The following is a 21,902-nucleotide window of genomic DNA, read 5'->3' on the forward strand; positions in this document are numbered from 1 at the left end:
AAACGGGCCAAGAACTGTGCGGGTCGGCACGATTTCATCCAGGCGGTGTATTTAAAGAGCTCGATGCAACGTCTGGAACAGGGTGACGTTGTCACCATAACTCAGTATCCCCGGCGTACTCGCCGTTTTTTGCTAAATTCAGCAGGACTTAGAGCAGCGATTGCTTGAGCGGAGAGATGTTAACACCTCGCGCTACAAAGCCATGCAGCCATGCCGGGGCTTTTTTAAGCACCTGACGAGCGGCGGATTCAGTGTCAAATTCAGCAAACACACATGCACCGGTACCAGTCAGGCGCGACGGCGCATATTCTAGCAGCCAGGAAAGCGCTGCATCAACCTCGCGAAAACGTTTTCTTGCGATAACCTCGCAATCATTGCCGAATTTACATTTTAATAACGTATTAATTGACCTGCTCGGGGTATTACGAGGAAGTTCTGGATCGCGAAAAATGATCGGTGTTGGAATACTGACGCCAGGATGGGCGACCAGATACCATTTCTCCTCGGGTTCTACCGGCGTCAGGATTTCACCCACGCCTTCGGCGAAAGCCGCGTGCCCGCGAACGAACACTGGCACGTCAGCACCTAGCTGCAAACCTAAAGCGGCCAGTTCATCTTCTGAAAGATGGCAGCCCCATAGATGATTAAGCGCCACCAGCACGGTGGCGGCATTGGACGAGCCGCCGCCGAGACCGCCGCCCATGGGGAGAATCTTATCGATGCTGATGTCGGCGCCGCTGCCTGCGGGCAGGGTCCCGCGCTCAAAGGCTGCCTGCATTAATAACCTTGCCGCGCGGATAATCAGGTTCTCATCATCCGGCACGCCGTCCACCGGCGTCAGCAGGCGCAGTTGACCATCATCGCGCGGTTCAATGGTCAGCGTGTCGCCATAATCAAGGAACTGAAATAGCGTCTGCAGCGTGTGATAACCATCGGCGCGCTGTCCGGTAATGTACAAAAACAGGTTCAGCTTCGCAGGAGAGGGCCAGCGGGTCATCATTTCACAATCCAGTTATCCATTTTCAGCTTGATGCGCTGACTGCCGTTGTTGAGTTCCATATTGGCCGGAAGTGAGGGTTTCGTATCAGTGGTGTAGCCGCTCCAGGTGACATGCCAGGTCTTGCCATTTTGCGTGTAGTTCAGCTCGCGTAGACGGTACTGGTCATCAAGAGCGTAATCGGTCGCCTCACCCGGCAGACCGATAATCCACTGGCGCAGGCTGTTGAGCGGAATCGGCATCCCGGTCAGGCGGCCAATCATCTCTTCTGCATCGGTTGCGGTGTAGGTCTGTCCTTTATTGTCAATCATCTGCACGCTGCCCGGTTGCGCGGTCAACGACAGTTCTGTGCTGCCGAGCGGGTTAGTCAGCAGCAAACGATAGCGGTCCTGGCCAGTCTGCTGCCAGAAGAAGCGGGCATACACTTTTTGTTCATCTGAGAGGTAAGCAAAAGCGCCGCGCGTCTGGAACTGATTGAGATTGCGGACATCTTGCTGGTGCTGACGCCACTGCGGAGCGTCAGGGCTTTTACCTGGTCCTTGCGGAGCGTTAATCGTACAGGCGGTCAGAACGAGGCTTGCCAGCGGCAACAGGCGGAACAGTCGATTCATAATGATGACAAATCCTTGATGTCTACAGTGAAATACGGCGAATGGGATAAAGTCGCGGCCGATTTGTGTAGCGGGTTACAATAATAACCTTTAATGCTAGCGTTGCCGGGCGGTAGCGTCTACGTTCAAGTTGTCTGAAATCAAAAAATTACCGTTAATGGCTATTACTGATTAGCTATTACTCCAAAAGGGGAGGCTCTCTTTTATTGATTACGCGCATCCTGTATGATGCCCCCAGACTAACCTTAGCAACGCTGGTACTACTCCCTCACAATGACCCTTTTAGCTCTTGGCATTAATCACAAAACAGCCCCGGTAGCGCTGCGAGAACGCGTAACGTTTTCGCCGGATACGCTCGACCAGGCGCTGGAGAGCTTGCTGGCTCAGCCAATGGTGCAGGGCGGGGTGGTGCTGTCGACCTGCAACCGTACGGAACTTTACCTCAGCGTTGAAGAGCAGGATAACCTCCAGGAAGTCCTGATCCGCTGGCTGTGTGACTATCACGGCCTGAATGAAGACGAACTGCGTAAAAGCCTCTATTGGCACCAGGATAACGATGCGGTCAGCCATTTGATGCGCGTTGCCAGCGGGCTGGACTCGCTGGTGCTTGGCGAACCGCAGATCCTCGGACAGGTGAAAAAAGCCTTTGCCGATTCCAGCCGCGGGCATCTGAACGTCAGCGAACTGGAGCGCATGTTCCAGAAGTCGTTCTCGGTGGCCAAACGCGTGCGTACCGAAACCGATATTGGTGCCAGCGCGGTCTCCGTGGCGTTTGCTGCCTGTACTCTGGCGCGTCAAATCTTTGAATCACTGTCAAGCGTCACGGTGCTGCTGGTCGGCGCCGGGGAAACCATCGAACTGGTGGCCCGCCATTTGCGTGAGCACAAGGTGCGCAAGATGGTGATTGCTAACCGCACCCGCGAGCGTGCTCAGGCGCTGGCCGATGAAGTCGGCGCAGAGGTCATCTCCCTGAGCGATATCGACGAACGTTTGAAAGAAGCCGACATTATTATTAGCTCTACCGCCAGCCCGCTGCCCATTATCGGCAAAGGGATGGTGGAGCGCGCGCTGAAGGCGCGCCGCAATCAGCCGATGCTGCTGGTAGATATCGCGGTACCACGTGATGTTGAACCCGAAGTTGGCAAGCTGGCGAACGCCTATCTCTATAGCGTGGACGATCTACAAAACATCATTCAGCATAATCTGGCGCAGCGAAAAGCCGCGGCGGTGCAGGCTGAAACCATTGTCGAGCAGGAAACCAGCGAATTTATGGCCTGGCTGCGTGCCCAGAGCGCCAGCGAGACTATCCGCGAATATCGTTCCCAGGCTGAGCTGGTCCGCGACGAGCTGACGGCGAAGGCGCTTGCTGCGCTGAGCCAGGGCGGCGATGCGCAGGAAATCATGCAGGACCTGGCGCGTAAGTTGACTAACCGCCTGATCCACTCGCCAACCAAATCTCTTCAGCAGGCTGCCCGTGACGGGGATGATGAACGCCTGCATATTCTGCGCAACAGCCTCGGGCTGGAATAGCGCACCTTTCTCTCTTTTTTAGGACAGGGTGATTTCACGCCTATGAAGCCTTCTATTGTTGCCAAACTGGAAGCTCTTTACGAGCGCCACGAGGAAGTTCAGGCGCTACTCGGCGATGCTGCGACCATCGCCGATCAAGATAAATTTCGCGCATTATCGCGAGAGTACGCACAGCTGAGCGACGTGGCTCGTTGCTATACCGACTGGCGTCAGCTGCAGGATGATATTGAAACTGCACAGATGATGCTCGACGACCCGGAAATGCGCGAAATGGCGCAGGAAGAGCTGCGTGAAGCGAAAGAAAAAGGCGAGCAGATGGAACAGCAGCTGCAGGTTCTGCTGCTGCCAAAAGATCCGGATGACGAACGTAACGCTTTTGTCGAAGTGCGCGCCGGTACCGGCGGTGATGAAGCGGCGTTGTTTGCTGGCGACCTGTTCCGCATGTACAGCCGTTATGCCGAAGCCCGCCGCTGGCGTGTGGAAATCATGAGCGCTAACGAAGGCGAACATGGTGGTTTTAAAGAAGTGATTGCTAAGATCAGCGGCGATGGCGTCTATGGTCGCCTGAAGTTCGAATCCGGCGGCCATCGCGTTCAACGCGTACCGGCAACCGAGTCTCAGGGGCGTATCCATACTTCTGCTTGTACAGTGGCGGTGATGCCGGAACTGCCGGAAGCCGAAATGCCGGAAATTAACGCGGGCGATCTGCGTATTGATACCTTCCGTTCTTCGGGTGCTGGCGGTCAGCACGTTAACACCACCGATTCGGCTATCCGTATTACCCACTTGCCGACCGGTATTGTCGTCGAGTGCCAGGACGAACGTTCACAGCACAAAAACAAAGCCAAAGCCTTGTCGGTGCTGGGCGCGCGTATTCGCGCTGCGGAAGTGGCTAAACGCCATCAGGCGGAAGCCTCCGAACGCCGTAACCTGTTGGGCAGTGGCGATCGCAGCGATCGTAATCGCACCTATAACTATCCGCAGGGGCGCGTCACCGACCACCGCATCAACCTGACGCTTTACCGTCTGGATGAGGTGATGGAAGGAAAACTTGATATGCTCATTGAGCCGATCGTGCAGGAATATCAAGCCGATCAGCTGGCAGCGCTTTCCGAGCAGGAATGATGACATTTCAGCAGTGGTTGACCCGGGCCATAACCCGCCTGAGCCAAAGCGAAAGTCCGCGCCGGGATGCCGAAATTTTGCTCGGCCACGTGACCGGCAAAGCGCGGACTTATATTCTCGCGTTTGACGAAACGACTCTGACGGAGCAACAGTTATCTGAGCTGGAAACGCTGCTAAGCCGTCGCACGCAAGGTGAGCCGGTGGCTCACCTGGTCGGTCAGCGTGAGTTCTGGTCGCTGCCGCTGTTTGTCTCCCCGGCGACGCTTATTCCGCGCCCGGACACCGAATGTCTTGTTGAGCAGGCCCTGGAGCGATTGCCTGGGGCATCGTGCCGAATCCTCGATCTCGGCACCGGCACTGGCGCTATCGCTCTGGCGCTAGCCAGCGAACGCCCGGACTGCCTGCTGACAGCCGTCGACTTTATGCCTGATGCGGTTGCGCTGGCCGAGCGCAACGTCGCTCATCTCGCTATCGATAACGTCACCGTGCGGCAAAGCAACTGGTTCAGCGCGCTCGCCGGGCAGCAATTCGACATGATAGTCAGCAATCCCCCCTATATCGACGAAACCGACCCGCATCTTGAGCAGGGCGATGTGCGCTTTGAGCCAAAAACGGCGCTGGTTGCTGCCGACAGTGGGCTTGCCGATTTGGCGCATATTATCCGTGAAGGCCGTCGTTTCCTCGTCCCCGGCGGCGTTATGCTGCTGGAGCATGGCTGGATGCAGGGTGAAGCGGTGCGCGAGTTATTTCGCGAGGCCGGGTACCTCGATGTCTCCACCTGCCGCGATTACGGAGATAACGAACGTCTAACGTTGGGGCTGATACCGGGAGGGACGCATGAACCTGTTTAGCGCCGTGCTGTACCTGCATATCGCCAGCGTGGTGGTCTCGGTCAGCCTGTTCGTGTTGCGCTACTGGTGGGGCTGGAGCGGTAATCGTCTGCTCAATCAGCGCTGGGTACGCATTGCGCCGCACTGTAGCGATACCGTGCTGTTTCTCAGCGGCGCAGGATTAATGGCAATAACGCACTATCTGCCGTTTACCGAGGACGGTACATGGCTGACTGAAAAGCTGTTTGGCGTTATCATTTATATCGCATTAGGTTTTATCGCGTTGGGCCGTCGTCGCCCGCGCAGCCAGCAGAGTCGGTTTATCGCCTTTCTGTTGGCCCTGGTGGTGTTGTTCATCATCATTCAACTCGCCATCACAAGAATACCGTTACTGGGGTAAGTCATGAGGTCGTTAGCTGATTTCGAATTTAATAAAGCGCCATTATGTGATGGCATGGTCCTCATTTCCGAATTAATCCGCGACGATTTTCCGACGCACTATGTGCAGGATGAACTGGAGCGGTTGCTAGGTCTGGCGCAGGAGGAGATTGCTTCTTCCTGGGATCAGGAACGCCAGATCGAGCGTTTGCTGGAGCTTTTTTACAAGGACTGGGGATTCAGCGCATCCCACGGCGTCTACCGTCTGTCCGACGCCCTGTGGATTGACAAGGTTCTGAACAACCGACAGGGCAGCGCGGTGTCGTTAGGTGCTGTCCTGTTGTGGATTGCTCAGCGTCTGTCGCTGCCGGTTGTACCGGTGATTTTCCCAACGCAGATGCTGCTTCGCGCCGATCCCGAAGAGAGTGAAGAGATGTGGCTTATCAACCCGTTCAATGGCGAAACCCTGAACGAGCACACTCTGGAAGTCTGGCTGAAGGGCAATATTAGTCCGCTTGCCGAGCTGTTTAATGAGGATCTCGATGAGGCTGATAACGCGGAAGTGATCCACAAACTGCTTGATACTCTGAAATCAGCCCTGATGGAAGAGCGGCAGATGGAACTGGCGTTAGGCACCAGCGAGGCGCTGTTGCAGTTCAATCCAGAAGACCCGTATGAAATTCGCGATCGTGGGCTGATCTACGCCCAGCTTGAGTGCGATCACGTGGCATTGCAGGATCTCAACTACTTCGTGGAGCAGTGCCCGGAAGACCCGATCAGCGAAATGATCCGTGCGCAGATCAACACCATTTCGCATAAACAAATTACATTGCATTAGTCTGAAACCAATCCGGTTACACCCTGATAAGGCGAACTTATGAAACAAAAAGTGGTTAGCATTGGTGATATCAACGTAGCAAACGACCTGCCATTCGTGCTGTTTGGTGGGATGAACGTGCTGGAGTCCCGCGATCTTGCGATGCGTATCTGCGAACACTACGTGACCGTCACGCAGAAGCTGGGCATTCCATATGTGTTCAAAGCCTCTTTTGATAAAGCTAACCGTTCTTCCATCCACTCCTATCGCGGGCCGGGTCTGGAAGAAGGGATGAAGATTTTCCAGGAGCTGAAACAGACTTTTGGTGTGAAAATCATCACCGATGTTCACGAAGCCAGCCAGGCGCAGCCGGTTGCTGATGTGGTTGACGTTATCCAGCTGCCAGCGTTCCTGGCGCGCCAGACTGACCTGGTTGAAGCGATGGCGAAAACCGGTGCGGTTATTAACGTTAAGAAACCGCAGTTCGTGAGCCCGGGTCAGATGGGTAATATCGTCGATAAGTTTATCGAAGGCGGTAACGACCAGATTATTCTGTGCGATCGCGGTGCTAACTTCGGCTACGACAACCTGGTTGTCGATATGCTGGGCTTTGGCGTGATGAAAAAATCGTCCAACAACTCACCGGTTATCTTTGATGTGACCCACGCACTACAGTGTCGCGACCCGTTTGGCGCGGCCTCCGGTGGTCGTCGTGCACAGGTTGCTGAACTGGCGCGTGCAGGTATGGCGGTGGGTATCGCCGGTCTGTTCATCGAAGCACACCCGGATCCTGAACACGCGAAATGCGACGGTCCGTCCGCGCTGCCGCTGGATAAACTGGAGCCGTTCCTCAAGCAAATGAAAGCCATCGACGATCTGGTCAAAGGCTTTGATGAGCTGGATACCAGCAAGTAATTGCCCCTGATATGACAAAAGCCTGCCCGTTGCAAAACCGGCAGGCTTTTTTATGTCCCCAGCAAGCTTACGCAGCCGGGGGGAGAGTCAGGCAAAAATAGTCATCAGGTAGGCGGCAAATAGCGCCAGGTGTGCCGCGCCGTTGAGTACATTGGTGCGCCCGGTAGAGAAGGAAATATGGCATAGCACCAACGAGGCGACCATCACCACCATCTCCGGCGCGCCAAGGCCAAAGAGTAGATCGTTACCGGTGAGAATAGCGATTAACGTCACCACCGGAACCGTCAGGGAAATCGTTGCCAGCACCGAACCGAAGAACAGGTTCATCGCCCGCTGAACCTGGTTGTTCAGTACCGCTTTTAGCGCACCAAGGCCTTCCGGGGAGAGGATCAGCAGGGCGACCAGGAAGCCAGTAAAGGCCACAGGCGCGTTCATGCTGGTCAGCAGAGTCTCCAGTGGATTGGCGTTCATCTTGGTGACGGCGATAACCGCAACCAGATGTACCAGCAGCCAGGCGGTATGCCACTTGCTGCTATGCGCAGACGGCTTGCCATGATGCGGGTCGTCGTCGTCGCTGTCATCTTCGTGCTCGTAGATAAACAGGCTCTGGTGGGTTTTGGTCTGAATCAGCAGAAATACACCATACATCCCAGCAGATATCAGCGCGACCAGCAGCGCCTGTCCAGTGGTGAAGTTGGCCCCCGGTAGCGCCATCGGGAAAACCAGCACGATAATCGCCAGTGGGAACAGGGCGATTAAGTACTGTTTGATGCCGAACAGATTCATATATTGGGTGGCAAATTTACTCCCACCAAGAAGTAGTGAAAAGCCCACCAGACCGCCGGTGACGATCATAATGATCGAATAAAGCGTGTCGCGCATCAGGGTTGGCGCGGCGTCGCCGGTGGCCATTAATGCGGAAATCAGGCTAACTTCGAGAATAACCACTGAGAGGCTCAAAATTAACGAGCCATAGGGTTCGCCGAGGCGATGCGCCAGAACGTCGGCGTGGCGTACTACGCTAAATGCGCTGCTCAGAATCCCGACCAGCGCCAGAATGTTTATTGCAATGACCACTGGCAGTGACTGGCTGCTTCCCAGAAAAAACAGCACCGCCAGCGCCAGAACCGGAAAGGCGAGGGTGGTCTCCTTGTGGCGGGTTTTTACCGCCTCATGTGCTTCGGTCATGAACCATCTCCAGGTGTGCAGGTGTTATAATTATATACCCGTCATACTTCAAGTTGCTTATGTGTTGGCTACGCGCGCTCACCCCAGTCACATAGTTATCTATGCTCCTGGGGACTTACGCCCTTGCCGCCTTTAAGCAACTCGAATTATTTAGGGTATAGATACCGTAAGTTAATAAAATAACAGACATTGATGGATTTAATTTGTTTTTTTACTTAAATTTACCACTCCTGGCTGATAAAGGTGTTAGATTGCCATAAGATGCGGTTACTATAGTTTTGTATCTATTATTCAGATAATTACTAAAATTCCTTTCTCATTTATCCTCGCCTTGAAACCCGGCGAATTACCTTCCAGACTTAATATTCATACGCAATCTGGAGGTCATCATGCCTTATCGCAGCAAAAGTGAATTACCCGAGAGCGTTCAGCATGTCCTGCCCGCACATGCCCAGGAGATCTATAAAGAAGCGTTTAACAGTGCTTGGGATCAGTACAAACACAAAGAAGACCGACGAGATGACGCCAGCCGTGAAGAAACGGCGCATAAAGTCGCCTGGGCGGCGGTAAAAAATGATTATGAAAAAGGCGACGATGATAAGTGGCATAAGAAGAAATAATCACTTTTACTGCGTCATCTGCTGCCTGAGCCCTTGCCCACCGGGCGTTCATTGCTTATTGTCAAATAAAGCTGGATAATAATTCGGCAATATTTCATGGATGGCATCAGATAATCGCCGGGATGCGGGCAGTGGCGGAGGTAGTAGAAAGTGTTAACTCGTGATTTCTTACTGAATGCGGATTGTAAAACAGCGTTTGGCGCTATTGAGGAATCGCTTCTCTGGTCGGCGGAGCAACGGGCAGCCTCTTTGGCTGCGACCCTGGCCTGTCGTCCGGACGATGGCTCGGTATGGATTTTTGGCTATGGTTCCCTGATGTGGAACCCGGCGCTTGAATACAGTGAATCCTGTACCGGCACGCTGCCGGGCTGGCACCGCGCGTTTTGCCTGCGGCTCACCGCCGGACGCGGTAGCGCAAATCAGCCGGGTCGTATGTTGGCCCTGAAAGAGGGCGGACGCACGACTGGCGTAGCCTACCGCCTGCCTGATGAAACCCTGGAAGAAGAGCTGACGCTTCTGTGGAAGCGGGAAATGATCACCGGCTGCTATCTGCCGACCTGGTGCAAACTGGAGTTGGATGATGGGCGCACCGTGAACGCGCTGGTGTTTATTATGGACCCGCGCCATCCGCTGTTTGAGGCAGATACCAGCGCCCAGGTGATTGCGCCGCTGATAGCACGCGCCAGCGGGCCGCTTGGCACCAATGCCCAGTATCTGTTCTCCCTTGAGCAAGAGCTGTGCAAGCTCGGCATGCACGATGACTGCCTTGATGACCTGGTCAGCAAGGTGCGTAATCTGCTTGGGGATAATAGCCAGCCGGGGCTGGCTTAAGAATGAAGCGCCCGGGGAAAAACCGGGCGTTTGCTATCAGGCGGGAACGTAGCTGATTGAGTGCTCCAGCGACTGGCTGTGGCTGTCGATGAGAACGTTCCAGGTACCATTGTAAGGTACGGTCAGATACGCGCTATCTCTGTCCTGCACACTCAGAATATCCGCATGACTATCGCCAGGAACTTTGGCGCTCATCAGGTGAATGTGGCAGCGTTCGGAACAACGCACCACCAACGTATCACCACCAAACAACGTTAAACTTGCTTTTACCATTGCCATTTAATCTCAACCCCGTTTCTGTCTACAGCGTCCTGCCTGCCCATTTCCACGCGTGATATGGTTCACACTTTGGTCTATGCATAACACCAAAGGGGAGGGATGCAGATGCTGATTTTGATCAACAAAAGGAGTAAAGATTAAACAAAAATGACGTTGTTCCTGAAAGCATTCAGCTGGCATTGTTTTTCCATCAATAAACGCCGCCAGCCTGATATTTAATCCCGTTTAAAAGAGATTCTTCAGAAGGTCAGGACTTTATCCGCCGCCAGCGTCCACTGCGCCAGTTCAACAAGCGTACCAATCTCCACGCCGTCAATCAGCGGTAACGTGCTGATTCCCCGGCCATCGGCGCAGGTCTTACACAGCTTCACCGGCACGTTTTGCGCGGTGAGGATCTCCAGCATCTGCTGAATGTTGTAGCCTTCCGCTGGTTTCTGGCCGCGCAGACCGGCGGTGACCGCATCAGACATTAAAAATAGCTTGAGTTCGAGGTCGGATTGCTGCTCACGCAGGGCGATAGCCAGACGCAGGCTGTTGAACAGGGATTCGCTGCCGTAGGCGGCACCGTTAGCGATAATCACAACACGTTGCATAAGGACTCCTTCTATAAGGCACGGTTATTGCTTGGCTGAAGTATAAAGCGTTAACCCGGGAGAGGGGTATGAATAATATGGCTGGCAATGCGCCCGAGGCGGGCGACTGGTTTGCACGTGCGCGTCGATTGCAGAGACAGCAGTTGCATCAGTTGGCGCAGCAGGGGGAACTGGCAAGTCAAATAAGTGCTCTGGTGCATATGCTTCAGTGTGAGCGAGGTGCGTCAAACATCTGGTTGTGCTCGGGAGGCCGACTTTACGCCGCGGAGTGCCGTGCGGGGGCGGCGCTGGTGGATGAGCAATTAACGCTATTTTATGCGGCGCTTGATCCAGCCCGCAGCTCAGCCAGCAGCGCGCTGTGCTGGCGTATCGCCAGCGCGGTCTGGTACTTGACGCAGCTCACGGTCCTACGCGAGCGCGTGCGCGGTCAGATAATTGCCGCCGAGGAGGCGACGGGGCAATTTAGCCTTATCATCCGCCATCTGTTGAATATTGTCCCGCAGCTCAATGACAGCATCGACGATCCGCAAATCGCCGGGCGCATGGTGGCGCTCTACAGCTTTATGCAGGGGAAAGAGCTGGCCGGGCAGGAGCGTGCGCTGGGCGCGCTGGGCTTTGCTCGCGGGCAGTTTAGCGGTGAACTGCGCCAGCAGCTGGTGGACCGTATTGACGGTCAGCAGCCCTGCTTTGACAGCTTCCTGGCCCTGGCTCCCCCCCCGCAAACGACCCTGTTTGCTGAACAGTGTCAGGCCAGTCTGGAAATCGAACAGCTGCGGCGTATTGCCTGCACTCGCCAACCTCCTGCGGATGATGGCGAAACGGCATTGCGCTGGTTTTGCGCCCAGACTCAGCGCCTGGAGCAGTTGCGCGGAGTGGAAGAGCTGCTGATTGTTGACCTGCTTAATGCGACCGACGCTCTGCTGGAAGAAGAACAGGCCCCGCCAACTGACTGGCAGGATGTGGATGTCAGCGACAGCGTCTCCCATCGGCTGGATAAACAGCTGCTGCCGCTGGTTCGCCAGCAGGCCCACGAGCTGCAACAGCTCTCCGGGCAACTGGCGTCGTTAAAGGATGCGCTGGAAGAGCGCAAGCTGATTGAAAAAGCCAAAAGCGTGCTGATGGCACACCAGGGAATGCAGGAGGAGCAGGCCTGGCAGGCGCTGCGCAAAATGGCGATGGACAAGAATCAGCGCATGGTGGAGATAGCCCGAGCGCTGCTGACGGTGAAGTCGTTATGGCAAATAACCCCAAAGGAGTAGATGCACAATCAGTGGGCATTTACTGCCAGCCGACGGTGCAATATTGGTGCGAGCCGAACGACTGGCGTGGTGAAAAGGGCGGAAAATGGCCCTGTGCAAATCTGGCATCGGCTTTGCATTAAATAAAACGAGTGAATAAAAGTTTTGGGCAATGTGCCAATGGCGGTGCGTGTGTCCATGGATAAAGGCGTCCTGCAGTGCGTGAGCACTGCCGGGCGCTTTTTTTTGCGCGTTTCTGGAGCGGTTATGGGCGATAAGTTTTCGATTTCACGGCGGCGTTTATTACAGGCGGGGGCCGCGCTGGGCGGCGCAATGCTGCTGCCCGGCATGATGCAGGCGGCGTGGGCGGCAGGTTCGGATAAGCCGGAACAGACCACCGTGCGGGTGGGTTTTATTCCGCTGACCGACTGCGCGCCCTTAGCCATTGCCTCCCTGAAGGGGTTTGATAAAAAGCACGGCATTACCCTCGTGCCGAGCAAAGAGGCCAGTTGGGCGGCGGTGCGCGACAAGCTGGTCGCCGGAGAGCTGGATGCGGCGCACATTCTGTACGGCATGCTCTACGGCCTCGAGCTGGGTATCGCCAGTAAACCGCAGGCGATGGCTAACCTGATGACTCTTAACCGCAACGGCCAGGCCATTACCCTCTCCAGCGAACTGCAGGAGAAGGGCGTAACCGACCTTAGCGGGCTAAAAAAACTGATCGGCCAGAGCGCGCCGGGCAGCTACACCTTCGCGCATACCTTCCCCACCGGCACCCACGCGATGTGGCTCTACTACTGGCTGGCAAGCGGTGGAATTAATCCCTTTGAGGATGTGCGCACCGTGGTAGTGCCGCCGCCGCAAATGGTGATGAATATGCGCATCGGCAATATGAGCGGTTTCTGCGTCGGCGAGCCGTGGAACGCGCGCGCCATTAATGATCGCATCGGCTTTACCGCTGCTACCTCGCAGGATATCTGGCCGGAACATCCGGAAAAAATTCTCGGTACACGCAGCGAATGGGTTGAGCGCAATCCCAACACCGCGCGCGCGCTGGTGGCGGCGGTGATGGAGGCTCAGCGCTGGATTGAAGCCTCGGCGGATAACACCCGTGAAACGGCACGGATCCTCGCTAAGCGCGCATGGCTGAACACCAAAGAGCAGTACCTCACCGGACGCATGCTCGGCGAATACGACAACGGTATCGGTCGCCGCTGGCAGGATGCGCACCCAATGCACTTCTACGCGCAGGGTGAAGTGAGCTTCCCGTGGCTCTCGGACGGTATGTGGTTTTTGACCCAGTTTCGCCGTTGGGGATTGCTGAAGTCGGCGCCGGATTATCAGGCGGTGGCCCAGCGCATAAACCGTATTGACGTCTGGAAAGAGGCCGCGCAGGCGGTGGGCGGTATCAGCACGCCAACGCAACTGATGCGCAGCAGCACGTTGCTGGACGGCAAAGTCTGGAATGGGGTCGACCCGGAAGGTTACGCCCGTAGTTTCGCGATTCAACGTAAGGGGGCATGAGATGAAGCACGCATATAAAACGCAACCGCAGGCCAGCGCTGAAAAAGCGCCCGGCGAAGTGATTACTTTGCCGCCGGTGCAGGTGCGCAAAAATACGCCTCCCGTCAGCCGCTGGCTGCGAGATACCACTCAACGTCTGCTGCCGCCGCTGCTCGGTCTGGGGTTATTACTGTTGGGCTGGCAGCTGGCGGCGATGAACAGCAAAGGTTTTCCGACCCCGCTCAGCACCCTGGATTCGGCGTTGACCATTTTTGCCGATCCGTTTTACCAGGACGGACCGAACGACATGGGCATTGGCTGGAACGTGCTGGCGTCATTGCAGCGCGTGGCGGTGGGGTTTGGCCTCGCCGCGCTGGCGGGTATTCCGCTGGGCTTCCTGATTGGCCGCTCGGTATTCTTCGCCCGCATGTTTAACCCGCTGATTGCGCTGCTGCGTCCGGTCAGCCCGCTGGCCTGGCTGCCTATCGGTCTGCTGTTGTTTCAGAAAGCAGAACCTGCCTCCAGCTGGACCATTTTTATCTGCTCTATCTGGCCGATGGTGATCAACACCGCCGAGGGCGTGCGCCGCATTCCAGAGGACTATCTCAACGTGGCCCGCGTGCTGCAGCTTTCCGAATGGACGGTGATGCGCAAGATCCTCTTTCCGGCGGTATTACCCGCGGTGCTGACTGGGGTTCGTCTCTCCATCGGTATCGCCTGGCTGGTGATCGTCGCTGCTGAAATGCTCACCGGTGGCTTAGGGATCGGTTTCTGGATCTGGAACGAGTGGAACAACCTCAACGTAGAAAACATCATCATCGCCATCGTCATCATCGGCGTGGTCGGGTTACTGCTGGAACAAGGGCTGATGCTGCTTGCCCGTCGTTTTAGCTGGCAGGAAAAATAAGGAGCCGCAAATGAAACCATTAATTCAGGTCCAGGCCGTCAGCCAGCGCTTTAACACCGCCAGCGGCGAATTCCTCGCATTACAGAATGTCTCCTTCGACATCTACGAAGGAGAGACCATTAGCCTGATTGGCCACTCCGGCTGCGGCAAGTCAACCCTGCTCAACCTGATCGCTGGCATAACCCTGCCGACGGAAGGCGGGCTGCTGTGTGATAACCGTGAAATCGCCGGGCCGGGGCCGGAACGCGCGGTGGTGTTCCAGAACCACTCCCTGCTGCCGTGGTTAACCTGCTTCGATAACGTCGCGCTGGCGGTGGATCAGGTCTTTCGTCGCAGCATGAGCAAAGCCGAACGCAAAGAGTGGATTGAGCACAACCTTGAGCGCGTGCAGATGGGGCACGCCCTGCATAAGCGTCCGGGGGAAATTTCCGGCGGCATGAAGCAGCGCGTCGGCATCGCCCGGGCGCTGGCAATGAAACCGAAAGTGCTGCTGCTGGATGAGCCCTTTGGCGCGCTCGATGCCCTGACCCGGGCGCATTTACAGGATGCGGTAATGCAGATTCAGCAGTCGCTGAACACCACCATCGTGGTGATTACCCATGATGTTGATGAAGCGGTGCTGCTTTCCGACCGGGTACTGATGATGACCAACGGCCCGGCGGCGACGGTTGGGGAGATCCTTGATGTGAACCTACCGCATCCGCGTAACCGCGTGCAGTTGGCGGACGACAGCCGCTATCACCATCTGCGCCAGCAGATCCTGCATTTCCTCTATGAAAAACAGCCGAAAGCGGCATAGGGGGCGGCGATGAAGCGGCAACTGGTGATTATCGGCAACGGCATGGCGGCGACCCGCCTGGCGCAGGCGCTGGTGGAGCGCGATGCGCAGCGCTTTAGCATCACCATTATTGGTGATGAACCGTGCCAGGCCTACAACCGTATTCAGCTGTCGCCGGTGCTGGGTGGGGAGAAAACTGCCCCCGAAACGCAACTGCTGTCAGAGACGTGGTACCAGCAGCATGACGTTACGGTGCGTGCTGGTGAGTCGGTAACTGCGGTGGATATTCAGGCCCGCACTCTGCAAACCACCAACGGCGAACTTGCCTGGGATGAGCTGGTATTCGCCACAGGATCGCTGCCGTTTATGCCGCCGTTGCCGGGCATTGAGCTGCCGCACGTTTTTGCTTTTCGCACTCTGGCGGACGTTGAGGACATTCTGGCAATCAACGGTCCGGCGGTGGTGATTGGCGGCGGGGTACTCGGCGTCGAAGCGGCCGCCGCGCTACAACGTCATGGTGACAGTGTCACTTTGTTGCATCGCGGGCGCTGGTTGATGGAGCAACAGACCGATGCTTTTGCCGGTGAACAGCTGCAAATACAGCTCGCCGAGCGTGGGATCCACTGCGTGATGGAGAGCCGCATCGCCGCCATTAATGAATACGAAGTGCTGCTGGAAGATGGCCGCGCCTTTGCCGCCTCGCGGGTGGTTCTGGCGACCGGCGTGCAGCCCAACAAACTGCTGGCCGAGCGCAGCGGGCTGGCGTATGGCCGCGGAATTATTGTTGACCGCCAACTGGCCACCGCGCAGCCGGGCGTCAGCGCCATTGGTGAATGCTGCGAAATTGACGGTCAGACCTGGGGACTGGTGGCGCCGTGCCTGCGCCAGGCCGAGGTGCTGGCCGATCGTCTGTGCGGTCATCCCGGAGAAGATTTTCACTGGCAGGATAGCGGCACGCGCCTGAAAGTTACCGGTATCGAGTTATTCAGCGCCGGTGAACTACGGGCTGATGAACAGGATGAAATTTGTACCAGCTGGGATCCGCTGGACCGCCACTACCGTCGCCTGCTGCTGCGCGACGGCAAGCTGCGCGGCGTCGTGTTGCTGGGCGATTGCGCCAGCGCCGCGCCGCTCACCGCCCTGCTGGGGGCGCATGCGCCCGCACCGGCAGACTGGCTCTTTGATCCTTCTTCAACGATGCAGCCGCGCGCTGCGGGACAAACTACAATGACAAAACCTACTTTAGTGCTGGTCGGACACGGTATGGTCGGCCACCATTTTCTTGAGCAATGCGTCAGCCGTAACCTTCATCAGCAATACCGGATTGTGGTGTTCTGCGAAGAGCGCTATGCCGCCTACGATCGGGTACATCTGTCGGAATATTTCGCCGGACGCAGTGCCGAATCGCTGTCGTTGGTGGAAGGGGACTTCTTCGCTCAGTACGGCATTGAACTGCGTTTGCGGGAATCGGTCGCCAGCATTGACCGTGAATCGCGGGTGGTGCGCGATGCCCAGGGCCACGAAACTCATTGGGATAAGCTGGTGCTGGCAACGGGCTCTTATCCGTTTGTTCCGCCGGTCTCTGGCAATGATCTCGAAGGCTGCTTTGTTTACCGTACGCTTGACGATCTGGACCAGATTGCCGCTCGCGCCGCTAACGCCAGCCGTGGGGTGGTGATCGGCGGCGGCCTGCTCGGGCTGGAAGCGGCTAATGCGCTCAAGCAACTGGGACTGGAAACGCACGTTGTGGAATTTGCGCCAAACCTGATGGCGGTACAGCTGGATAACGGCGGCGCGGCGATGCTGCGCGAGAAAATCAGCGAACTGGGCGTTGGGGTACACACCAACAAGGCGACGACGGAAATTGTCGAGCATGAGCAGGGACTGATGCTGAACTTCGCCGATGGCGGCTCGCTGGCGACCGATATGGTAGTGTTCTCCGCCGGTATCCGCCCGCAGGATGCGCTGGCCCGCAGCAGCGAGCTGAAAATTGGCGAACGTGGCGGGATTTGCATCGACAACCAGTGCCGCACCTCCGATCCGGATGTGCTGGCAATTGGCGAGTGCGCGCTGTGGGAGAACAAAATTTATGGTCTGGTGGCCCCCGGCTATCAGATGGCACGCGCCGCCGCGGCGACCCTGGCGGGCGAAGAGGCCAGCTTCACTGGGGCCGATATGAGCACCAAGCTGAAGCTGCTGGGTGTCGATGTGGCCTCTTTCGGCGACGCTCAGGGACGCACGCCGGGCTGCCAGAGCTACCAGTGGACCCACGGGCCGGAGCAAATCTACAAAAAAATCGTGGTCAGCCAGGATGGTAAAACCCTGCTCGGCGGTGTACTGGTCGGCGATGCTGGCGATTATTCCACGCTGCTTCAGATGATGCTCAACGGCATGGCATTGCCCGCGCGCCCGGAAAGTTTGATTCTTCCGGCGCTGGAGGGCAGCGCGCCGAAAGCGCTCGGCGTAGCGGCATTGCCGGACAGCGCACAGATTTGCTCCTGTCACAACGTCAGTAAGGGCGATATCTGCCAGGCGGTGAGCGGCGGTGCGGGCGACATGGCGGCGATCAAGAGCTGCACCAAAGCGGCAACCGGCTGCGGCGGCTGTAGCGCGCTGGTGAAACAGGTGATGGAGTACCAGCTTGCCGAGCAGGGTGTTGAAGTCAAAAAAGATATCTGCGAGCACTTTCCGTGGTCGCGTCAGGAGATCTTCCACCTGGTGCGCGTCAACCATATTCGCACCTTCGAGCAGCTGATTAGCCGCTACGGTCAGGGTCACGGTTGCGAAATCTGTAAACCGCTGGTGGCTTCAGTGCTGGCCTCCTGCTGGAACGAATATCTGTTGAAACCAGCGCATCTGCCGCTTCAGGACACTAACGATCGCTACTTCGCCAATATTCAGAAAGACGGTACCTATTCGGTGGTGCCGCGCATGGCGGCGGGGGAAGTGACGCCGGATGGGCTGATTGCGATCGGACAGATTGCCAAACGCTATCAGCTGTATAGCAAAGTGACCGGCGGCCAGCGTATCGACCTGTTCGGCGCGCGCCTGGAGCAGCTTCCGGCGATCTGGCGCGAGCTGGCGGAGGCGGGCTTTGAAACCGGTCACGCCTACGGCAAATCCCTGCGCACGGTGAAATCCTGCGTCGGGTCGACCTGGTGCCGTTACGGCGTGCAGGATTCCACCGGCCTGGCGGTCACCCTCGAACACCGCTACAAAGGGCTGCGCGCGCCGCACAAAATTAAAATGGCGGTCTCCGGCTGCACCCGCGAATGTGCGGAAGCCCAGGGGAAGGATATTGGCGTTATCGCTACCGAAAAGGGCTGGAATCTATACGTTTGCGGCAACGGCGGCATGAAGCCGCGTCATGCCGACCTGTTCGCCAGCGACCTTGATGAAGACACGCTTATTCGCACCGTTGACCGTCTGCTGATGTTCTATATCCGTACCGCCGACCGCCTGCAGCGCACCAGTACCTGGATGGATAACCTTGAGGGTGGGGTCGACTATCTGCGAGAAGTTGTCCTTGAAGACAGTCTCGGGATTGGCGAAGAGCTGGAGCAGGAGATGGCTCGAGTGGTGGACAGCTACCAGTGCGAATGGCAAACCACTCTTAACGATCCGCAGCGGCTGGCGCTGTTCCGCTCGTTCGTTAATAGCGATGAGCCGGACGAAGCGGTACAGCGACACACCCTGCGGGGTCAGCCGCAGCTGGCCCCGATCGTTGCGCTGGCTGAACCGACGCTGCCGTCCCGTCCGTGGCAGGTCATTTGCGATCTTGATGCCATTCCGCCGCAGGCGGGCATTGGCGCGCGGCTCGGCGAACGGCAGATTGCGCTATTCCGCTTTGGCGATCAGGTCTATGCCCTCGATAACCAGGAACCGGGCAGCGAGGCCAACGTGCTGTCGCGCGGGCTGCTTGGCGATGCGGGCGGCGAACCGATTGTGATTTCGCCGTTGTACAAGCAGCGTATCCGCCTGCGCGACGGTCGCCAGTGTGACGGCAGCGAACAGACGGTGCGCGCCTGGCCGGTGAAAATTGAGAACGGCAAGGTGTGGGTTGGCAACCAGCAGTTGCTTGTTCGCGCGGAGGCTTCCTGATGACCGAAACCCGAACCACGTGCCCCTATTGCGGGGTCGGCTGCGGCGTTATCGCCAGCGTGGAGACGAACGGTCAGGTGACCGTGCGCGGCGATGAACGGCACCCGGCGAACTTTGGCCGTCTGTGCGTTAAGGGCGCGGCGCTGGGGGAAACCGTCGGTCTGGAGGGAAGAATGTTGTTCCCTGAAGTCGATGGCGAACGCGCGATCTGGCCGCAGGCGCTGGCGGCGGCGGGTTCACGCCTGCGGGAAATCATCGACCAGTACGGGCCTCAGGCGGTGGCGTTCTATGCTTCCGGACAGCTGCTGACCGAGGATTACTACGCCGCCAACAAGCTAATGAAGGGCTTTATCGGCTGCGCGAATATCGATACTAACTCACGGCTGTGTATGTCTTCGGCGGTCACTGGCTATAAACGTGCGCTGGGGGCGGACGTCGTGCCGTGTAGTTATGAAGATGTGGAAAACAGCGATCTGGTGGTGTTAGTCGGCTCGAACGCCGCCTGGGCGCATCCGGTACTTTATCAGCGGCTGGTGCAGGCGAAGCGCGATAATCCGCAGATGCGGGTGGTGGTTATTGACCCGCGTCGTACCGCCACCTGCGATATTGCCGATGTGCATCTGGCGCTGGCCCCCGGCAGCGACGGCGGGCTGTTTGTCGGCCTGCTTAACGCGATTGCTGACAGCGGCGACATTGCTGACGATTTCAGCGATGCGCAGCAGGCGCTGACGCTCGCGCAGGAGTGGAGCATCGAAAAAGTGGCGCAGTTCTGCGGTTTGCCGCAGCAGCAGGTCGCCGATTTCTATTGTCAGTTTATTGCCGCACCGCGCGCCATCACGCTGTATACGATGGGCATTAACCAATCCGCCAGCGGCAGCGATAAATGCAACGCCATTATTAACGCTCATCTGGCGAGCGGAAAATATGGGCGTCCGGGCTGCGGGCCGTTTTCGCTGACCGGTCAACCCAATGCGATGGGCGGGCGCGAGGTCGGTGGGCTGGCGACCATGCTGGCGGCGCATATGAACTTTGAAGCCGACGATTTACAGCGCCTGGCGCGATTCTGGGGCACTGAACGGCTGGCGCAAACGCCAGGGCTGACGGCGGTGGATCTGTTTGCCGCCATTGGTCGAGGTGAAGTTAAAGCGGTGTGGATTATGGGCACCAATCCGGTAGTGTCGCTGCCGGACAGTCATGCGGTGAGCGAAGCTCTGGCGGCCTGCCCGCTGGTGATTGTCTCGGATGTGGTTGCCGATACCGATACCGGACGCTTCGCCCATATTCGTTTTCCGGCGCTGGCGTGGGGAGAGAAGAACGGCACCGTGACCAACTCCGAGCGGCGAATCTCCCGCCAGCGCGCGTTTCTGCCGACACCGGGGGAGGCGAAAGCCGACTGGTGGATCGTTGCTCGCGTGGCGCAAGAGCTGGGCTTTGGCTCCGCCTTTGCCTGGCAGCATTCTCATGATGTATTCAACGAGCACGCCGCGCTGTCGGGTTTTGAAAATAACGGCCAGCGAGCGTTTGATATCGGCGGGCTGGCGAACCTCAGCCTTGACGCCTGGGATGCGCTGGAACCTGTGCGTTGGCCAGTGAGTCGCAGCCCAGCAACATGGAGTTTGCACAAGGGCTGGCACCGGGATGGCAAGCTGCGTATGGTGCCCGTCGCCCCGCAACCGACCCGGGCGGCGACCGATGCGTTTTATCCGCTAATCCTCAACAGCGGGCGGATCCGCGATCAGTGGCACACCATGACCCGCACCGGCGCGGTGCCCAGGTTGATGCAGCATATCGCCGAACCGGTGGTGGAGGTGGCAGCAGATGATGCGCAGCGCTATCACCTGCTGGAAGGTGAACTAGCGCGGGTTCGCTCACCGAATGGGGTGATGGTAGCAAAAGTGGTTATCAGCGATGGGCAGCGCCCCGGTTCGCTGTTCGTGCCAATGCACTGGAATAATCAATTTGCTCGCCAGGGAAGGGTGAATAACCTGCTGATGGCGGTCACCGACCCCCACTCCGGGCAGCCGGAGAGTAAACAGGTGGCGGTAGCGATTGCCGCCTGGCTTCCAGCCTGGAAAGGTGAACTCTTTTCCCGCCAGCCGGTTCCAATACCCGCTTCGTTGCACTGGCGACGGCGGGCCGCGCAGGGCATAAGCCATCTTTCTCTCGCCGGGGATATCAGCCCTCGCCGGTGGCTGACCGACTGGTGCCAGCAGCAGGGATGGCAAATGCAGGTCGCCGAGGGCGGCAAGGTCTGGAACCTGCTGGCGTGGCAGGACGGAGAGCTGATGCTTGGCTGGTGGAGCGATGTCCGTGAACCGGTGATTGACGCCGAGTGGATTAGCGCCGCGTTTCGTACTCCGCCGCAGGATGCTGCTCAGCGCCACGCGCTATTGAGCGGCAGGAAGGGCGGCGATACGGTGCCGCGCGGGCGTATTATCTGTAGCTGCTTTAGCGTGGGCGAGCGGGCGATAAACGAAGCCATTGCCAGCGGCTGCCGGACGCCTGCAGCGCTGGGGGCGAAACTGAAATGTGGCACCAACTGCGGCTCCTGTATCCCGGAACTCAAGGCGCTGCTGGCGGAAAATCTAACGCAAGCCTGAGATTCAGTATATTCCTGGAATCATGCTGAAGGCTGCGAGGGATGGCAAAAAACGATAAACT

General features: G+C 57.5%; 19 protein-coding genes. 14 read left to right on the forward strand and 5 right to left on the reverse strand.

Translation table 11 applies throughout. The features are described 5' to 3' along the window. Window positions 1-148: 148 nt before the first annotated feature. Together ispE and lolB are read right to left on the reverse strand one after the other, a co-directional pair. Window positions 149-997 (reverse strand): 4-(cytidine 5'-diphospho)-2-C-methyl-D-erythritol kinase, encoded by an 849-nt coding sequence (gene ispE, locus HV213_RS12055; RefSeq protein ID WP_181486397.1) that lies wholly within the window; start codon window positions 995-997, stop codon window positions 149-151. Continuing rightward, a complete protein-coding gene (gene lolB / locus HV213_RS12060; RefSeq protein ID WP_181485860.1) occupies window positions 997-1,608 on the reverse strand; it encodes a lipoprotein insertase outer membrane protein LolB in 612 nt (203 codons plus the stop codon). The genes ispE and lolB overlap by 1 nt, the downstream gene beginning before the upstream one ends. A 273-nt stretch (window positions 1,609-1,881) precedes the next feature. Between lolB and hemA the strand changes: the two genes are divergently transcribed. Genes hemA through kdsA form a run of 6 tightly spaced genes read left to right on the forward strand, consistent with a single transcriptional unit; the run spans window position 1,882 to window position 7,203 of the window. After that, window positions 1,882-3,138 carry a glutamyl-tRNA reductase gene (gene hemA / locus HV213_RS12065; protein WP_112213368.1) on the forward strand — a complete coding sequence of 419 codons (1,257 nt, stop codon included), beginning with the start codon at window positions 1,882-1,884 and terminating at the stop codon, window positions 3,136-3,138. A gap of 42 nt (window positions 3,139-3,180) precedes the next feature. Beyond that, the gene (gene prfA / locus HV213_RS12070) at window positions 3,181-4,263 is read left to right on the forward strand and encodes a peptide chain release factor 1 (RefSeq protein ID WP_110274197.1); all 1,083 of its coding nucleotides are present in this window, start codon (window positions 3,181-3,183) and stop codon (window positions 4,261-4,263) included. After that, window positions 4,263-5,114: a peptide chain release factor N(5)-glutamine methyltransferase gene (gene prmC / locus HV213_RS12075; RefSeq protein WP_181486398.1), complete on the forward strand. Its 852-nt coding sequence runs from the start codon at window positions 4,263-4,265 to the stop codon at window positions 5,112-5,114. The genes prfA and prmC overlap by 1 nt, the downstream gene beginning before the upstream one ends. Next, complete coding sequence (gene sirB2, locus HV213_RS12080; RefSeq protein ID WP_181485861.1) at window positions 5,101-5,493, forward strand: invasion regulator SirB2; 393 nt, start codon at window positions 5,101-5,103, stop codon at window positions 5,491-5,493. Before prmC ends, sirB2 begins: the two co-directional genes overlap by 14 nt. A gap of 3 nt (window positions 5,494-5,496) precedes the next feature. Beyond that, on the forward strand, window positions 5,497-6,309 hold the full coding sequence (sirB1, locus tag HV213_RS12085; RefSeq protein WP_112213372.1) for an invasion regulator SirB1: 813 nt from the start codon (window positions 5,497-5,499) through the stop codon (window positions 6,307-6,309). Window positions 6,310-6,348: 39 nt separating this feature from the next. Then, window positions 6,349-7,203, forward strand: a complete 855-nt coding sequence (kdsA, locus tag HV213_RS12090) for a 3-deoxy-8-phosphooctulonate synthase (protein WP_110274193.1) — start codon at window positions 6,349-6,351, stop codon at window positions 7,201-7,203. Window positions 7,204-7,290: 87 nt separating this feature from the next. Here the strand turns inward: kdsA and chaA are convergent, their stop codons facing one another. Continuing rightward, window positions 7,291-8,391 (reverse strand): sodium-potassium/proton antiporter ChaA, encoded by a 1,101-nt coding sequence (chaA, locus tag HV213_RS12095; protein WP_181485862.1) that lies wholly within the window; start codon window positions 8,389-8,391, stop codon window positions 7,291-7,293. A 389-nt stretch (window positions 8,392-8,780) separates the two neighbouring features. Between chaA and chaB the strand changes: the two genes are divergently transcribed. Together chaB and HV213_RS12105 are read left to right on the forward strand one after the other, a co-directional pair. Beyond that, a complete protein-coding gene (gene chaB, locus HV213_RS12100) occupies window positions 8,781-9,011 on the forward strand; it encodes a putative cation transport regulator ChaB (RefSeq protein ID WP_112213375.1) in 231 nt (76 codons plus the stop codon). A 150-nt stretch (window positions 9,012-9,161) separates the two neighbouring features. Continuing rightward, window positions 9,162-9,842 (forward strand): gamma-glutamylcyclotransferase, encoded by a 681-nt coding sequence (locus tag HV213_RS12105; protein ID WP_181485863.1) that lies wholly within the window; start codon window positions 9,162-9,164, stop codon window positions 9,840-9,842. A gap of 36 nt (window positions 9,843-9,878) precedes the next feature. Here the strand turns inward: HV213_RS12105 and HV213_RS12110 are convergent, their stop codons facing one another. Continuing rightward, window positions 9,879-10,121 (reverse strand): DUF1883 domain-containing protein, encoded by a 243-nt coding sequence (locus HV213_RS12110; RefSeq protein ID WP_110274189.1) that lies wholly within the window; start codon window positions 10,119-10,121, stop codon window positions 9,879-9,881. A 239-nt stretch (window positions 10,122-10,360) separates the two neighbouring features. After that, complete coding sequence (locus tag HV213_RS12115; RefSeq protein WP_110274188.1) at window positions 10,361-10,714, reverse strand: DsrE/DsrF/TusD sulfur relay family protein; 354 nt, start codon at window positions 10,712-10,714, stop codon at window positions 10,361-10,363. A gap of 68 nt (window positions 10,715-10,782) precedes the next feature. On the opposite strand from HV213_RS12115, the gene nasR reads away from it, so the two are divergent. The 6 genes from nasR (at window position 10,783) to HV213_RS12145 (ending at window position 21,841) form a co-directional block, all read left to right on the forward strand. Beyond that, window positions 10,783-11,973, forward strand: a complete 1,191-nt coding sequence (nasR, locus tag HV213_RS12120) for a nitrate regulatory protein NasR (RefSeq protein WP_181485864.1) — start codon at window positions 10,783-10,785, stop codon at window positions 11,971-11,973. Window positions 11,974-12,219: 246 nt separating this feature from the next. Then, the gene (locus HV213_RS12125) at window positions 12,220-13,476 is read left to right on the forward strand and encodes a CmpA/NrtA family ABC transporter substrate-binding protein (protein ID WP_181485865.1); all 1,257 of its coding nucleotides are present in this window, start codon (window positions 12,220-12,222) and stop codon (window positions 13,474-13,476) included. A gap of 1 nt (window position 13,477) precedes the next feature. Further along, window positions 13,478-14,362 carry a nitrate ABC transporter permease gene (ntrB, locus tag HV213_RS12130; RefSeq protein ID WP_181485866.1) on the forward strand — a complete coding sequence of 295 codons (885 nt, stop codon included), beginning with the start codon at window positions 13,478-13,480 and terminating at the stop codon, window positions 14,360-14,362. A gap of 10 nt (window positions 14,363-14,372) precedes the next feature. Beyond that, on the forward strand, window positions 14,373-15,161 hold the full coding sequence (locus tag HV213_RS12135; protein WP_181485867.1) for an ABC transporter ATP-binding protein: 789 nt from the start codon (window positions 14,373-14,375) through the stop codon (window positions 15,159-15,161). A 9-nt stretch (window positions 15,162-15,170) separates the two neighbouring features. Next, a complete protein-coding gene (nirB, locus tag HV213_RS12140) occupies window positions 15,171-19,241 on the forward strand; it encodes a nitrite reductase large subunit NirB (protein ID WP_181485868.1) in 4,071 nt (1,356 codons plus the stop codon). Beyond that, window positions 19,241-21,841: a nitrate reductase gene (locus tag HV213_RS12145; protein WP_181485869.1), complete on the forward strand. Its 2,601-nt coding sequence runs from the start codon at window positions 19,241-19,243 to the stop codon at window positions 21,839-21,841. Before nirB ends, HV213_RS12145 begins: the two co-directional genes overlap by 1 nt. Window positions 21,842-21,902: the final 61 nt, after the last annotated feature.

This window comes from Klebsiella sp. RHBSTW-00484, assembly GCF_013705725.1.
Lineage (GTDB): Bacteria > Pseudomonadota > Gammaproteobacteria > Enterobacterales > Enterobacteriaceae > Klebsiella.